The following is a 15,764-nucleotide window of genomic DNA, read 5'->3' on the forward strand; positions in this document are numbered from 1 at the left end:
AAAGGAATAAGGATTGATGGATAAACGTATTTTTGTTGAAAAAAAGGCTGATTTTCAGGTCAAGTCAGAGAGTTTGGTTAGAGAACTCCAGCACAACTTGGGACTTTCAAGCTTGAAAAGTATTCGCATCGTGCAAGTTTATGATGTATTTGACTTGGCAGAGGACCTGTTTGCACCTGCAGAGAAACACATTTTCTCTGAGCAGGTGACAGACCATGTTTTGGACGAAGTTGCTGTGCAGGCGGATCTGGCTAACTATGCTTTCTTTGCCATTGAAAACCTACCTGGGCAATTTGATCAGCGTGCAGCTTCTTCACAGGAAGCCTTGCTTTTGCTGGGAAGTTCGAGTGATGTGACAGTCAACACAGCCCAACTTTACTTGGTGAATAAAGACATTGATGCGACTGAGTTAGAGGCGGTCAAGAACTATCTGCTCAATCCAGTTGATTCTCGCTTCAAGGATATCACGGTAGGGATTGCCAAGCAGGAATTTTCAGAGTCAGACAAGACCATTCCAAAATTGACTTTCTTTGAAAGCTATACGGCAGCAGACTTTGCCCGCTACAAGGCCGAGCAAGGGATGGCCATGGAAGTGGATGATTTGCTTTTTATCCAAGACTACTTCAAGTCAATCGGGCGCGTGCCAACTGAGACAGAGCTCAAGGTTTTGGATACTTACTGGTCTGACCACTGCCGTCACACGACGTTTGAGACAGAGTTGAAACACATCGACTTTTCAGCTTCTAAATTCCAAAAACAATTACAGGCAACCTATGACAAATATATCACTATGCGCGATGAGTTGGGGCGTTCTGAAAAACCACAAACCTTGATGGATATGGCCACTATTTTCGGTCGTTATGAGCGTGCCAATGGACGTTTGGATGATATGGAAGTGTCAGACGAGATTAATGCTTGCTCAGTAGAAATCGAAGTGGATGTTGATGGTGTGAAAGAGCCATGGCTCCTAATGTTCAAGAATGAAACTCACAACCACCCAACGGAAATTGAGCCATTTGGTGGAGCGGCTACTTGTATCGGTGGTGCTATTCGCGACCCATTGTCAGGTCGCTCATATGTCTACCAAGCCATGCGAATCTCAGGTGCGGGTGACATTACAGCACCGATTTCTGAAACTCGCGCTGGGAAATTGCCACAACAAGTTATTTCTAAAACAGCGGCTCATGGTTATTCTTCATATGGTAACCAAATTGGGCTTGCGACGACCTATGTTCGTGAATGCTTCCACCCAGGATTTGTAGCTAAACGCATGGAGCTTGGTGCGGTTGTCGGAGCGGCTCCTAAGGGCAATGTTGTCCGTGAAAAACCGGAAGCGGGAGATGTGATTATTCTCCTTGGAGGTAAGACTGGACGTGATGGTGTCGGTGGTGCGACGGGCTCTTCTAAGGTTCAAACGGTTGAGTCTGTAGAAACTGCTGGAGCTGAAGTTCAAAAAGGGAATGCTATCGAAGAACGCAAGATTCAACGTCTGTTCCGTAATGGTGATGTCACTCGTCTTATCAAGAAATCTAATGACTTTGGTGCTGGTGGTGTCTGTGTGGCTATCGGTGAATTGGCAGACGGTCTTGAAATCGACCTCAACAAGCTTCCTCTTAAATACCAAGGCTTGAATGGTACCGAAATTGCCATCTCTGAATCACAAGAACGGATGGCTGTGGTGGTTCGTCTTGAAGATGTGGATGCCTTCGTTGCGGAATGTAACAAAGAGAATATTGATGCTGTTGTTGTTGCGACAGTAACTGAAAAACCAAATCTTGTCATGCACTGGAATGGTGAGACAATCGTGGACTTGGAGCGTCGTTTCCTTGATACAAACGGTGTGCGCGTGGTCGTCAATGCTAAGGTTGTGGACAAGGATGTCAAGCTCCCAGAAGAGCGCACAACAAACTCTGATACACTTGAAGCTGATACCCTTGCGGTTCTATCTGATTTGAATCATGCGAGTCAAAAAGGATTACAGACTATCTTTGACTGCTCTGTTGGACGTTCTACGGTTAATCACCCACTTGGTGGTCGCTACCAACTTACACCAACCGAGGCTTCTGTGCAGAAATTACCAGTTCAACACGGTGTGACTCATACTGCGTCTGTTATGGCTCAAGGATTCAACCCATATGTAGCTGAATGGTCTCCATACCACGGTGCTGCCTATGCTGTGATCGAAGCAACTGCTCGTTTGGTTGCTGCTGGTGCCAACTGGTCTAAGGCTCGCTTCTCTTACCAAGAGTACTTCGAGCGGATGGACAAACAAGCCGAGCGTTTTGGTCAGCCAGTAGCAGCTCTTCTAGGCTCTATCGAAGCACAGATTCAGCTTGGTTTGCCATCTATCGGTGGTAAGGACTCTATGTCTGGTACTTTTGAAGAATTGACAGTGCCACCAACCTTGGTAGCCTTTGGGGTGACGACGGCAGATAGCCGTAAGGTCCTCTCTCCAGAGTTCAAAACTGCTGGTGAAAATATCTACTACATCCCAGGTCAAGCCCTCTCTGCAGAAATTGATTTTGACTTGATTAAGTCTAATTTTGCTCAGTTTGAAGACATCCAAGCTGGTCACAAAGTGACATCTGCATCAGCTGTCAAATACGGTGGTGTGCTTGAAAGTTTGGCCCTTGCTACCTTTGGAAATCATATTGGTGCAGAGGTGACCTTGCCTGAACTTGAAAGTTCTTTGACAGCACAATTGGGCGGATTTGTCTTCACATCGCCTGAAGAAATTGCTGGAGTAGAGAAAATCGGACAAACAAAAGCAGACTTTACACTAACTGTCAACGATGTGAAGCTAGATGGACACAAACTTGACAGTGCTTTCCAAGGCAAATTGGAAGAAGTTTACCCAACAGAATTTGCTCAAGCGAAAGAATTGGCTGAAGTGCCAGCTGTCGCTTCTAGCAAAGTCATCAAATCAAAAGAAACCATTGAAAAACCTGTGGTTTACATCCCAGTCTTCCCAGGAACCAACTCAGAATATGACTCAGCTAAGGCCTTTGAGAAAGAAGGTGCAGAGGTCAACTTGGTGCCATTTGTGACCTTGAATGAAGAGGCTATTGTCAAGTCAGTTGAAACTATGGTTTACAACATCGGTAAGGCTAACATTCTCTTCTTTGCAGGTGGTTTCTCGGCTGCGGATGAACCGGATGGATCAGCTAAGTTTATTGTCAATATCCTGCTCAATGAAAAAGTGCGTGTGGCCATTGATGGCTTTATCGCTCGTGGGGGCTTGATTATCGGTATCTGTAATGGATTCCAGGCTTTGGTCAAATCAGGTCTTCTTCCTTATGGAAATTTCGAGGATGCAAGCAGTACTAGTCCAACCCTCTTCTACAATGATGCCAACCAGCACGTGGCCAAGATGGTGGAAACTCGAATTGCCAATACCAACTCACCATGGTTGGCTGGAGTGCAAGTGGGTGATATCCACGCTATTCCTGTTTCGCACGGTGAAGGGAAGTTTGTCGTGACGGCTGAGGAATTTGCGGAGCTCCGTGACAATGGCCAAATCTTTAGCCAATACGTTGACTTTGATGGAAAACCAAGTATGGACTCTAAGTACAATCCGAATGGTTCTGTCCATGCCATCGAAGGAATTACCAGCAAGAACGGCCAAATCATCGGTAAGATGGGACACTCAGAACGTTATGAAGACGGTCTTTTCCAAAACATCCCAGGAAATAAAGACCAGCACCTGTTTGCGTCGGCGGTTAAATACTTTACTGGAAAATAAGACTTACAGATTTTCTAATAGATTGTATCAGTAATGTAAAAGTCATGTAGATTTAGCTCTTGGTGCTATACAAATAAAAATTAGGTATATAAAATGACATACGAAGTAAAATCTCTTAATGAAGAATGTGGTGTTTTCGGTATCTGGGGACATCCAGATGCTGCTAAATTGACCTATTTTGGTCTCCATAGTCTTCAGCACCGTGGTCAAGAGGGGGCAGGAATCCTCTCCAATGACCAAGGAAAACTAAAGCGTCATCGCGATATGGGGCTTTTATCAGAAGTCTTTAGAAATCCTGCTAATTTGGATAAATTGACGGGAACTGGTGCGATTGGACATGTGCGTTACGCGACTGCTGGCGAAGCTTCTGTAGATAATATCCAGCCTTTCCTCTTCCGTTTTCACGATATGCAGTTCGGCTTGGCTCATAATGGGAATCTGACCAATGCAGCTTCTCTCAAGAAAGAACTGGAACAAAGAGGAGCGATTTTCAGCGCGACTTCGGACTCGGAAATCTTGGCTCACCTCATTCGTCGGAGTCACAATCCGAACTTGATGGGCAAAATCAAAGAAGCGCTCAGCCTAGTTAAAGGTGGCTTTGCCTATATCTTGCTGTTTGAGGATAAGTTGATTGCGGCTCTTGACCCCAATGGTTTCCGTCCCCTTTCTATCGGGAAAATGGCCAACGGAGCGGTGGTTGTTTCCTCTGAAACCTGTGCTTTTGAGGTTATTGGTGCTGAATGGATTCGTGATTTGAAGCCAGGTGAGATTGTGATCATTGATGACAAGGGCATCCAGTATGATAGCTATACAGATGATACTCAGCTAGCAATCTGTTCTATGGAGTATATCTATTTTGCCCGCCCTGATTCTAACATTCATGGTGTCAATGTTCATACGGCACGTAAACGTATGGGTGCCCAATTGGCGCGTGAATTCAAGCATGAGGCGGATATAGTGGTCGGTGTGCCCAATTCTTCCCTCAGCGCGGCTATGGGATTTGCGGAGGAGTCCGGGCTACCAAATGAAATGGGCCTCATCAAGAACCAATACACCCAACGTACCTTTATCCAACCGACTCAAGAATTACGGGAGCAAGGGGTGCGGATGAAATTGTCTGCAGTTTCTGGTGTTGTCAAAGGCAAGCGTGTTGTTATGATTGATGACTCTATTGTACGTGGAACAACCTCTCGTCGTATCGTTCAGCTCTTGAAAGAAGCGGGTGCGACTGAAGTTCACGTTGCCATTGGCAGTCCAGCGCTAGCTTATCCATGCTTCTATGGAATTGATATCCAGACCCGTCAGGAGCTAATTGCAGCCAATCATACGGTTGAAGAAACTCGCCAAATCATTGGTGCGGACAGTCTGACCTATCTGTCTGTTGAAGGTTTGATTGAGTCAATTGGTATTGAAACGGATGCGCCAAATGGTGGTCTCTGTGTCGCTTATTTTGATGGTGATTACCCAACGCCTCTCTACGACTATGAAGAAGACTATCGTAGAAGTTTGGAAGAAAAGACCAGTTTTTACAAATAGACAATAAATCCTCCATTAAAGAAAAGGAATATAAAAATGGCAAATAAAAATGCGTACGCTCAATCTGGCGTGGATGTTGAAGCGGGTTATGAAGTTGTTGAACGGATTAAAAAGCACGTGGCTCGTACGGAGCGAGCAGGTGTCATGGGAGCTCTGGGTGGCTTTGGTGGTATGTTTGACCTTTCAAAGACTGGGGTTAAAGAACCCGTCTTGATTTCAGGAACTGATGGTGTCGGAACCAAGCTCATGCTGGCTATCAAGTACGACAAGCACGATACCATCGGTCAGGACTGTGTGGCCATGTGTGTCAATGATATCATCGCTGCGGGTGCGGAGCCCCTCTATTTCCTTGACTACGTCGCAACTGGCAAGAATGAACCAGCTAAGCTAGAACAAGTGGTTGCTGGTGTGGCAGAAGGTTGTGTGCAGGCAGGCGCTGCCCTCATCGGTGGGGAAACGGCTGAAATGCCTGGCATGTACGGCGAAGATGACTATGACTTGGCTGGTTTTGCGGTCGGTGTGGCTGAAAAATCTCAAATCATTGACGGTTCAAAGGTGGCAGAAGGAGATGTTCTTCTCGGACTTGCTTCAAGTGGGATTCATTCCAATGGTTACTCTCTCGTCCGTCGTGTCTTTGCGGATTACACAGGTGAGGAAATCTTGCCAGAATTGGAAGGCAAGCAACTCAAGGACGTTCTTCTTGAGCCAACTCGTATCTATGTCAAGGCTGTTTTGCCACTCATCAAGGAAGAGTTGGTCAACGGCATTGCCCACATCACTGGTGGTGGCTTTATCGAAAATGTCCCTCGTATGTTTGCAGCTGCCCTAGCAGCTGAGATTGAGGAAGACAAGGTTCCAGTTTTACCGATTTTCAAAGCCCTTGAAAAATACGGTCAGATCAAACATGAGGAAATGTTTGAAATCTTCAATATGGGTGTGGGGCTTATGCTGGCAGTTAGCCCTGAAAATGTAAGTCGTGTCAAGGAATTGTTGGATGAACCAGTCTATGAAATTGGTCGTATCGTCAAGAAAGAAAACGAAAGTGTCATCATCAAATGAAAAAAATAGCGGTTTTTGCCTCTGGTAATGGCTCAAATTTTCAGGTGATAGCGGAACAATTTCCAGTAGAGTTTGTCTTTTCAGACCATCGTGACGCCTATGTGCTCGAACGTGCAGACAAGCTCGGCGTTCTGTCCTATGCTTTTGAACTCAAGGAGTTTGAGAGCAAGGCAGACTACGAAGCGGCCCTTGTCGAACTCTTGGAAGAACACCAGATTGACTTGGTTTGTCTAGCAGGCTACATGAAAATCGTTGGGCCAACCTTATTGGCAGCTTATGAAGGACGAATCATCAACATTCACCCAGCCTATTTGCCAGAATTTCCAGGAGCTCATGGGATTGAGGACGCTTGGAATGCTGGCGTTGCTGAGAGCGGCGTGACCATTCACTGGGTGGATTCCGGAGTGGATACAGGCAAGGTCATCAAACAAGTACGTGTGCCAAGACTAGCGAATGATACCATCGAAAGCTTTGAAGCTCGCATTCATGAGGCAGAGTATAAGTTGTATCCTGAGGTGTTGAATAGTTTGGGAGTGGAGATAAGATATGGGTTTTAAAGAAAAGTTGAAAAACTGGGATAAAGATGTCAGTGACTATAATCCATGGAAAAATGATAACGGTGTAGGGGTGATTAATGATTTTCTTAAATGTTTAACACAACCGAATAATGAATTTTCTTGGATTGAACCTAACGGGAAAAAATACAAACCTGCAACAAGATACATTATCCCTACACACGTTCAAGGCGATTATGAAAACGCAATTTTGTATCAATGTCTTTATAATCCCGGTGTGGCTGATAGTATTTGGAAATTAAAAGATACTGACATTCGTGAATTTATTAAACGAGCCAAAAATAAAGAAGACTACATAGAGAGGATGTTTCAAGACTATCAAAATTTTTCTGTGGAAGATGTTAAAAATAAAATAGTTCAGAAAGACAATATTCTTTACCAAGAAATCAAACTGATACTCGGGAAATTTTCTAAAAAACCAGATCATCAATTGCTCACAAAATTTATAAAGAGTGAATGTTACTACATTAAAAGCTACTATAAAGCATTGTTGGGTGAAAAAGGGGAAGGAAAAAATCTGTTAGATAAGGCGGCTAATCGCTTATTGGAGGAGTGGGATAATCTAGAAAAATATCAAGGGGTACGTATTTGTAATTTAGAATTGGTTCCTTTTGCTTCGCTGAATAAAAAGGATATTAAATTATCGGATGTTGATAAAAAAATTACGAACTTCACAGTGAGTATTATTTTGGAACGAATTTCAAATTATTTGAAGTATGGTGGAGAAAAACCAGTTTTTGTTTTTAGAAGTAGAAAAGAATGGTTTGAAAGGATTAATATATTTATTAATTCAGAATTTGGAATGAATGAGCCTTTTGATATTGAAAATAGTGAATTAATAGATTATTTTTATGAGTTTTCAAGTCAAAATGCAGTTTTATCAAGAAATAATATTCTAAAAGCTACACGAAAGATAAGAGAAGATGAATTTAACTCAGGTTTCCTCAGTCTATTCTAATAAGTAAGGAGAACAAATGACTAAACGAGCACTTATTTCAGTCTCAGATAAAGCGGGCATTGTTGAATTTGCCCAAGAACTTAAAAAACTGGGTTGGGACATCATCTCGACAGGTGGGACCAAGATTGCCCTTGATAATGCTGGGGTGGAGACCGTTGCCATCGATGATGTGACTGGTTTTCCAGAGATGATGGACGGTCGTGTCAAGACTCTTCACCCAAATATCCACGGTGGCCTTCTCGCTCGTCGTGACTTGGATAGCCACTTGGAAGCGGCTAAGGACAATCAAATTGAGCTCATTGACCTTGTTGTGGTCAACCTCTACCCATTCAAGGAAACGATCCTCAAGCCAGACGTAACTTACGCTGATGCGGTGGAGAATATCGATATCGGTGGTCCATCTATGCTTCGTTCAGCAGCGAAGAACCACGCTAGCGTAACAGTTGTGGTAGACCCTGCTGACTATACAGTGGTTTTGGACGAGTTGTCAGCAAATGGTGAGACTACTTATGAAACTCGCCAACGGTTGGCAGCCAAGGTTTTTCGTCATACAGCAGCTTATGATGCTTTGATAGCAGAGTATTTTACAGCTCAGGTCGGCGAAAGCAAGCCTGAAAAACTGACCTTGACTTATGACCTTAAACAAGCAATGCGTTACGGGGAAAATCCTCAGCAGGATGCGGACTTCTACCAAAAAGCCTTGACGACAGATTACTCTATTGCATCAGCGAAACAGCTTAACGGTAAGGAATTGTCCTTTAACAATATCCGCGATGCGGACGCTGCCATTCGTATCATCCGTGATTTCAAGGACCGCCCAACCGTAGTGGCACTCAAACACATGAATCCATGTGGAATTGGTCAGGCTGATGATATCGAAACTGCATGGGCCTACGCTTATGAGTCTGACCCAGTGTCTATCTTTGGTGGTATCGTTGTTCTTAACCGTGAGGTGGATGCTGCGACAGCTGAGAAGATGCATGGTGTATTCCTTGAAATCATCATTGCACCAAGCTATACGGATGAAGCGCTAGCCATTTTGACCAATAAAAAGAAAAACTTGCGTATCCTTGCCTTGCCATTTGACGCACAAGATGCCAGTGAAGCAGAAGCGGAATACACAGGTGTGGTCGGTGGACTTCTTGTGCAAAACCAAGACGTGGTTAAGGAAAGTCCAGCTGACTGGCAAGTGGTGACCAAACGCCAACCAACTGAGACAGAAGCGACAGCACTTGAATTCGCTTGGAAGTCTATTAAATACGTCAAATCAAACGGAATTATTGTGACCAACGACCACATGACACTGGGTGTTGGTCCAGGTCAGACTAACCGTGTGGCTTCTGTTCGCATCGCTATTGACCAAGCTAAAGACCGTCTTGACGGCGCTGTGCTTGCTTCGGATGCCTTCTTCCCATTTGCGGATAATGTGGAAGAAATCGCCAAAGCAGGTATTAAGGCTATCATCCAGCCAGGTGGATCGGTCCGTGATCAGGAATCCATCGAAGCTGCTGACAAATATGGTCTGACCATGGTCTTCACAAGCGTGAGACATTTTAGACATTAAGAATATAAAGGAAAGAAAACAGTTTCTTTCCTTTTTTGGCTTAAAATGCTAAGTGAAACAAGATTAAAACGAACATTTATGGTATAATTTTAATAAATAATTCGCAAAAGAGGTTAAGAGATGAAGCTGTTAGTTGTCGGTTCGGGTGGTCGTGAACATGCGATTGCCAAGAAGTTGCTTGAATCAAAAGATGTTGAAAAAGTCTTTGTGGCTCCTGGGAATGATGGTATGACTCTGGATGGTCTAGAATTGGTAAGTATCTCTATTTCCGAACATTCTAAGTTGATTGACTTCGCAAAGGTCAACGATATCGCTTGGACCTTCATCGGTCCAGATGATGCCCTTGCTGCTGGCATTGTGGATGATTTTAACCAAGCTGGGCTTAAGGCTTTTGGGCCGACTAGGGCCGCTGCTGAACTGGAGTGGTCCAAGGATTTTGCTAAGGAAATCATGGTCAAATACGGTGTTCCAACAGCAGCCTATGGCACATTCTCAGATTTCGAGGAAGCCAAGGCCTATATCGAAGAAAAAGGCGCTCCAATTGTCGTTAAGGCAGACGGTTTGGCCCTTGGAAAAGGTGTCGTCGTTGCGGAGACAGTTGAGCAAGCAGTCGAAGCAGCTCACGAGATGCTTTTGGACAATAAATTTGGTGACTCAGGTGCGCGTGTGGTTATTGAGGAATTCCTTGAAGGAGAGGAGTTTTCACTCTTTGTCTTTGTCAATGGGGACAAGTTCTACATCATGCCAACGGCTCAGGACCACAAACGTGCCTACGATGGCGACAAAGGACCTAACACGGGCGGTATGGGTGCCTATGCGCCAGTTCCTCACTTGCCAGAGAGCGTGGTTGACACAGCAGTGGAGACTATTGTCAAGCCAGTCCTAGAAGGCATGATTAAAGAAGGGCGCCCTTATCTGGGTGTTCTTTATGCGGGGCTTATCTTGACAGCTGATGGACCCAAAGTCATCGAGTTCAACGCTCGTTTTGGAGATCCAGAAACGCAAATTATCTTGCCTCGTTTGACATCTGACTTTGCACAAAATATTACGGATATTCTGGATGGTAAGGAGCCAAACATCACCTGGACGGACAAGGGTGTGACTCTGGGTGTGGTTGTCGCATCAAACGGTTATCCACTGGCTTATGAGAAGGGTGTTGAGTTGCCAGCCAAGACAGAGGGTGATATCATCACCTACTATGCAGGAACTAAGTTTGCGGAAAATAGCAGAGCACTGCTCTCAAATGGAGGTCGAGTATACATGCTAGTCACCACAGCAGCCACCGTCAAAGTGGCTCAAGACACTATCTACAGCGAACTTACAAAACAAAACACAGAAGGCCTCTTTTACCGAACAGATATCGGAAGCAAGGCAATTAGATAAAGATATAAGAAAAAGCGACGCAGTCGCCAAACACGATAATAGTCCCCGTGGTGAAAAGACCAGAACAGTATCTGTTCTGGTCGGGGGAAATTTGAGACTTTAGGCTCAAATTTTAGGAATGAAACCGAAGGTTTGCTTCCATCCCCATCACCTAAGACCAGTATCAAAAAGAAGAAAAGGAAAAATTATGACCAAACCAATTATTTCCATCATCATGGGCTCAAAATCCGACTGGGCAACCATGCAAAAAACAGCAGAAGTCCTAGACCGCTTCGGTGTAGCCTACGAAAAGAAAGTTGTCTCTGCCCACCGTACACCAGACCTCATGTTCAAGCATGCAGCAGAAGCCCGTAGTCGTGGTATTAAGGTCATCATCGCAGGTGCGGGTGGTGCAGCCCATTTGCCGGGTATGGTCGCAGCAAAAACAACCCTTCCTGTCATTGGTGTACCAGTTAAATCACGTGCCCTTAGTGGCGTGGACTCTCTCTACTCTATCGTTCAGATGCCAGGTGGTGTGCCTGTTGCGACTATGGCTATCGGGGAAGCTGGAGCGACTAACGCAGCTCTCTTTGCCCTCCGTCTCCTTTCGGTAGAGGATCAGGCTATCGCGACAGCTTTGGCAGATTTCGCAGAGGAACAAGGAAAAATCGCAGAGGAGTCTACCAATGAGCTCATCTAAAACAATCGGAATTATCGGTGGCGGTCAGCTGGGTCAGATGATGGCGATTTCAGCTATCTACATGGGGCACAAGGTCATCGCGCTGGATCCTGCGGCGGATTGCCCGGCCTCTCGCGTGGCGGAGATCATCGTGGCTCCTTATAATGACGTGGATGCTCTGCGTCAGTTGGCTGAGCGTTGCGATGTCCTCACCTATGAGTTTGAAAATGTCGATGCTGACGGTTTGGATGCTGTCATCAAGGATGGTCAGCTCCCTCAAGGGACAGACCTACTCCGCATTTCTCAAAATCGCATTTTTGAAAAGGACTTCCTTTCCAACAAGGCGCAAGTCACTGTGGCACCTTACAAGGTTGTGACTTCTAGCCAAGACTTGGCAGATATCGACCTGTCGAAAAACTATGTCCTCAAGACTGCGACTGGTGGCTACGATGGGCATGGACAAAAGGTTATTCGCTCAGAAGCAGACTTTGAAGAAGCCTATGCACTGGCTGATTCAGCAGATTGCGTTTTGGAAGAATTTGTCAACTTCGACCTTGAAATTTCCGTCATCGTGTCAGGAAATGGCAAGGATGTGACGGTTTTCCCAGTTCAGGAAAATATCCACCGCAACAACATCCTGTCTAAGACCATCGTCCCAGCTCGAATTTCTGATAGTCTAGCAGATAAAGCCAAAGCAATGGCAGTGCGAATTGCTGAACAACTGAACTTGTCTGGAACTCTCTGCGTGGAAATGTTTGCGACAGCTGACGATATCATTGTCAATGAGATTGCCCCACGCCCACACAACTCTGGGCATTATTCAATTGAAGCCTGCGACTTCTCGCAATTTGACACCCATATCTTGGGTGTTCTCGGAACGCCATTGCCAGCTATCAAACTGCATGCGCCTGCAGTCATGCTCAATGTTCTCGGCCAACACGTCGAGGTTGCTGAAAAGTATGTCGCAGAAAATCCAAGCGCCCACCTCCATATGTATGGTAAAATAGAAGCGAAGCACAACCGCAAAATGGGACATGTGACTTTGTTTAGTGATGAACCGGATAGTGTTGATGAGTTTGGGGAAGGATATATAATTTGATATGGAAGATAAAATTGAAAAAGTAATAACTGAAGAAATCTCACGTGAAGTTACTAAGAAATACTTGCTAGAGGTAGTTGATAATATCAAGGAAGGATATTATAGGTCTGCTATAGTCGTTCTATATACAACTATGCTATATGATATTCTAAAGCAGCTGGAAATTTTGAGAGACTTTTATGCAAACAGTAATGCGGATGCGATTATAACAAAGGTGGAAAAACAAAAAAATAATAATCCTAAAAGTCCGTCATGGGAGGGAGTATTAATTGAGGAGTTAAAGAATAGAGGTTTCATAACAAATATTGAATTCCTTGATTTAGAGGAAATACAAAGATTTAGAAATTATGGAGCCCATCCGATAGTTGAAATGGTGGAAGATAAGATTGAAATATCGCTTAGGGATATCCAAAGGGAAGAGGTCGAATTGGCTCTGACCAATGCATTAAGAATAATCTTTTTAAATCAACTTGGATTAGGTAATAAATATGTAGAGCAAGTCTTTCAGTATGCTGCAGATTATGTTGAAGATCATGGCTATAATGAGGAGTTTGATAATCAATTTATTGATAAATATCTAAAGAGGTTAAATAAGTCTGCATATAAAAATGTCTTTAAAACTTTCTTTAAAGAAATTTTTAAAGAAAGTTCGTCACTTGAAAATAATAGATGGAGAATAATTAATGTTCTCAAAGTAGTTTATAAATTCAATCCGGATTATTGTCAAGAATCAATATCAGACGATTCTTTTAAACTAGTGAATGTTTTGCCTGATGATATTGTCACGTCTAATCATTATCAAAAATTTCAGTCTAAAATATATAATTTGATGGAATATTTTCAGTTTTGTCCCGGACTTTGGGAAATACTGCCTAAAGATAAAAAAGATATCATATTAGGATTTTCAAAAAGAATGTTTATCCAGAACGATCCTGTTGCAACTGGTTTAAGTAGTGTTTCATCTGATGATAGAGGACGATTTATTGAGAAAGCTAAATTTTTATCAAGCTTGCTGTATTTGGTTGATAACAAAGAAGATCATTTAAAAGAAACTATATTTAAAATAAGAAAAAATATAAGCGTATACAGAACAGGTTGGGTTGATCTTTCTAATGTTGATTTTTTAACAGAAAGGGAAGTATCTGGATTATATTCTCAGTGTGTGTATTATAATTTACTGCCTCAACTAAAATGTTTTTTATTTGAGTATGTATCAGATTCAGGGAGTTATGATGGAGCCAAAAATAACTTGATTATGTTATTGGAATTGAATTTAGTTCAAGATGAAGAAGATGTTAAAAAACTTTTAAGTATTATGAATTCAAATCCCCAATTTTATGGTGCAACTTGGTACATACGTGATAACTTAGATAAAGTTAAGAAATATTTAAATGCTAGATTGGATATTGATTTTGAAAATCTATTAAGTGAGTATCAAAATCTAAATAAATAAAATAGGAAGTGGGATAGTTCAGGTACTTGAACTTGGGCTAAAAGCGCCCTTTTTCCTGTAAAAAATATAATAGAAAGGAAAAAAGACGCTCGTATCAGCTTAACTGAATACGGGCTACGGACTTTATCAATTATATGATACAACTAATTGTCAACGCATTTGTTGAAAAAGATAAGACTGGAGCAGTTGTTGAAGTCTTGTTTGCTAGTGCTGACCAAGATAAGGTGCAAGCTAAATATGAAGAGCTAGTTGCACGATACCCTGAAAACTATTTAGCTATCTATGATCTACCGTTAGATACGGATTTGAATACACTGGATCATTATCCATCTGTGTGGATTGGGAAAGAGGAGTTTGAGTAGGAATCTTGTTTTTATTCAGGTAGTTTATTCTCTAAAGGTTAAGAAGAAAGGAAAAATTAAGAACATGATCGAACGTTACTCTCGCCCTGAGATGGCGAACATTTGGAGTGAAGAAAATAAATACCGTGCTTGGCTTGAAGTGGAAATCTTGGCTGACGAGGCATGGGCTGAGTTGGGGGAAATCCCTAAGGAAGATGTGGCTTTGATTCGCGAGAAGGCGGATTTTGACATCGACCGTATTTTGGAGATTGAGCAGGAAACTCGTCACGATGTGGTTGCCTTCACACGTGCGGTTTCTGAGACTCTTGGTGAAGAGCGTAAGTGGGTTCACTATGGCTTGACTTCTACTGACGTGGTGGATACGGCCTACGGTTACCTTTACAAGCAGGCCAACGACATCATCCGTCGTGACCTTGAAAACTTCACCAACATCATCGCTGATAAGGCTAAGGAGCACAAGTTCACCATCATGATGGGGCGTACCCACGGTGTGCACGCTGAGCCAACGACTTTTGGTCTGAAATTGGCAACTTGGTATAGCGAAATGAAGCGCAATATCGAGCGTTTCGAGCATGCGGCTGCTGGTGTGGAAGCTGGTAAGATTTCTGGTGCGGTTGGGAACTTTGCCAATATCCCACCATTCGTTGAAAAATACGTCTGTGATAAACTCGGTATCCGTGCTCAAGAAATCTCTACACAGGTCCTTCCTCGTGACCTTCACGCTGAGTACTTTGCAGTACTTGCTAGCATCGCCACTTCCATCGAGCGCATGGCAACTGAGATCCGTGGTCTTCAAAAATCGGAACAACGCGAAGTGGAAGAATTCTTTGCTAAAGGGCAAAAAGGGTCTTCAGCAATGCCTCACAAACGCAACCCTATCGGTTCTGAAAACATGACAGGTCTTGCGCGTGTTATCCGTGGTCACATGGTGACAGCCTATGAGAACGTGGCTCTCTGGCACGAACGCGACATTTCCCATTCATCAGCTGAGCGCATCATCACACCAGATACGACTATTTTGATTGACTACATGCTCAACCGTTTTGGAAATATCGTCAAGAACTTGACAGTCTTCCCAGAAAACATGATCCGCAACATGAACTCAACTTTCGGTCTTATCTTCAGCCAACGCGCTATGCTGACCTTGATTGAAAAAGGCATGACCCGTGAGCAAGCCTATGACTTGGTACAACCAAAAACAGCCTACTCTTGGGACAACCAAGTAGACTTTAAACCACTTCTTGAGGCAGACCCAGAAGTAACTTCACGCCTCACTCAAGAGGAAATCGACGAAATCTTCAACCCTGCATACTACACTAAACGAGTAGATGATATCTTTAACCGTCTTGGACTTGGTGACTAATCATAAAATAAA

At 43.6% G+C, this 15,764-nt stretch carries 12 protein-coding genes; all 12 read left to right on the plus strand.

Annotation, left to right across the window (positions count from 1 at the left end; genetic code table 11):
- The first annotated feature begins 16 nt into the window (after positions 1-16).
- The 12 genes from JJN14_RS00240 to purB all read left to right on the plus strand — a co-directional run bounded on the left by JJN14_RS00240 (position 17) and on the right by purB (position 15,752).
- Complete coding sequence (locus tag JJN14_RS00240; protein WP_201058599.1) at positions 17-3,742, plus strand: phosphoribosylformylglycinamidine synthase; 3,726 nt, start codon at positions 17-19, stop codon at positions 3,740-3,742.
- A gap of 93 nt (positions 3,743-3,835) precedes the next feature.
- Positions 3,836-5,278, plus strand: coding sequence for an amidophosphoribosyltransferase (purF, locus tag JJN14_RS00245; protein ID WP_020903300.1), 1,443 nt, complete (start codon positions 3,836-3,838; stop codon positions 5,276-5,278).
- A 36-nt stretch (positions 5,279-5,314) separates the two neighbouring features.
- Positions 5,315-6,337: a phosphoribosylformylglycinamidine cyclo-ligase gene (gene purM / locus JJN14_RS00250; RefSeq protein ID WP_201058600.1), complete on the plus strand. Its 1,023-nt coding sequence runs from the start codon at positions 5,315-5,317 to the stop codon at positions 6,335-6,337.
- On the plus strand, positions 6,334-6,894 hold the full coding sequence (purN, locus tag JJN14_RS00255) for a phosphoribosylglycinamide formyltransferase (protein ID WP_201058601.1): 561 nt from the start codon (positions 6,334-6,336) through the stop codon (positions 6,892-6,894). Before purM ends, purN begins: the two co-directional genes overlap by 4 nt.
- On the plus strand, positions 6,884-7,870 hold the full coding sequence (locus JJN14_RS00260) for a hypothetical protein (protein WP_201058602.1): 987 nt from the start codon (positions 6,884-6,886) through the stop codon (positions 7,868-7,870). The genes purN and JJN14_RS00260 overlap by 11 nt, the downstream gene beginning before the upstream one ends.
- Positions 7,871-7,886: 16 nt before the next feature.
- Positions 7,887-9,434: a bifunctional phosphoribosylaminoimidazolecarboxamide formyltransferase/IMP cyclohydrolase gene (gene purH / locus JJN14_RS00265; RefSeq protein ID WP_201058603.1), complete on the plus strand. Its 1,548-nt coding sequence runs from the start codon at positions 7,887-7,889 to the stop codon at positions 9,432-9,434.
- Positions 9,435-9,554: 120 nt separating this feature from the next.
- The gene (gene purD, locus JJN14_RS00270) at positions 9,555-10,817 is read left to right on the plus strand and encodes a phosphoribosylamine--glycine ligase (RefSeq protein ID WP_201058604.1); all 1,263 of its coding nucleotides are present in this window, start codon (positions 9,555-9,557) and stop codon (positions 10,815-10,817) included.
- Positions 10,818-11,004: 187 nt separating this feature from the next.
- Positions 11,005-11,496 carry a 5-(carboxyamino)imidazole ribonucleotide mutase gene (gene purE, locus JJN14_RS00275; protein WP_201058605.1) on the plus strand — a complete coding sequence of 164 codons (492 nt, stop codon included), beginning with the start codon at positions 11,005-11,007 and terminating at the stop codon, positions 11,494-11,496.
- Positions 11,483-12,574 (plus strand): 5-(carboxyamino)imidazole ribonucleotide synthase, encoded by a 1,092-nt coding sequence (gene purK / locus JJN14_RS00280; RefSeq protein WP_201058606.1) that lies wholly within the window; start codon positions 11,483-11,485, stop codon positions 12,572-12,574. The genes purE and purK overlap by 14 nt, the downstream gene beginning before the upstream one ends.
- Position 12,575: 1 nt before the next feature.
- Positions 12,576-14,027, plus strand: a complete 1,452-nt coding sequence (locus JJN14_RS00285) for a hypothetical protein (protein ID WP_201058607.1) — start codon at positions 12,576-12,578, stop codon at positions 14,025-14,027.
- 134 nt (positions 14,028-14,161) lie between these two features.
- A complete protein-coding gene (locus JJN14_RS00290; protein ID WP_000615429.1) occupies positions 14,162-14,389 on the plus strand; it encodes a hypothetical protein in 228 nt (75 codons plus the stop codon).
- 64 nt (positions 14,390-14,453) lie between these two features.
- Positions 14,454-15,752, plus strand: a complete 1,299-nt coding sequence (purB, locus tag JJN14_RS00295; protein WP_201058608.1) for an adenylosuccinate lyase — start codon at positions 14,454-14,456, stop codon at positions 15,750-15,752.
- The last annotated feature ends 12 nt before the right edge of the window (positions 15,753-15,764 follow it).

Source organism: Streptococcus mitis (assembly GCF_016658865.1).
Classification (GTDB): Bacteria; Bacillota; Bacilli; order Lactobacillales; family Streptococcaceae; genus Streptococcus; species Streptococcus mitis_BT.

What these genes read in the sequence shown, in the direction of transcription:
- JJN14_RS00240 (WP_201058599.1), top strand. Translation starts at nt 17, where the DNA reads ATGGATAAACGTATTTTTGTTGAAAAAAAGGCTGATTTTCAGGTCAAG.
- purF (WP_020903300.1), top strand. Translation starts at nt 3,836, where the DNA reads ATGACATACGAAGTAAAATCTCTTAATGAAGAATGTGGTGTTTTCGGT.
- purM (WP_201058600.1), top strand. Translation starts at nt 5,315, where the DNA reads ATGGCAAATAAAAATGCGTACGCTCAATCTGGCGTGGATGTTGAAGCG.
- purN (WP_201058601.1), top strand. Translation starts at nt 6,334, where the DNA reads ATGAAAAAAATAGCGGTTTTTGCCTCTGGTAATGGCTCAAATTTTCAG.
- JJN14_RS00260 (WP_201058602.1), top strand. Translation starts at nt 6,884, where the DNA reads ATGGGTTTTAAAGAAAAGTTGAAAAACTGGGATAAAGATGTCAGTGAC.
- purH (WP_201058603.1), top strand. Translation starts at nt 7,887, where the DNA reads ATGACTAAACGAGCACTTATTTCAGTCTCAGATAAAGCGGGCATTGTT.
- purD (WP_201058604.1), top strand. Translation starts at nt 9,555, where the DNA reads ATGAAGCTGTTAGTTGTCGGTTCGGGTGGTCGTGAACATGCGATTGCC.
- purE (WP_201058605.1), top strand. Translation starts at nt 11,005, where the DNA reads ATGACCAAACCAATTATTTCCATCATCATGGGCTCAAAATCCGACTGG.
- purK (WP_201058606.1), top strand. Translation starts at nt 11,483, where the DNA reads ATGAGCTCATCTAAAACAATCGGAATTATCGGTGGCGGTCAGCTGGGT.
- JJN14_RS00285 (WP_201058607.1), top strand. Translation starts at nt 12,576, where the DNA reads ATGGAAGATAAAATTGAAAAAGTAATAACTGAAGAAATCTCACGTGAA.
- JJN14_RS00290 (WP_000615429.1), top strand. Translation starts at nt 14,162, where the DNA reads ATGATACAACTAATTGTCAACGCATTTGTTGAAAAAGATAAGACTGGA.
- purB (WP_201058608.1), top strand. Translation starts at nt 14,454, where the DNA reads ATGATCGAACGTTACTCTCGCCCTGAGATGGCGAACATTTGGAGTGAA.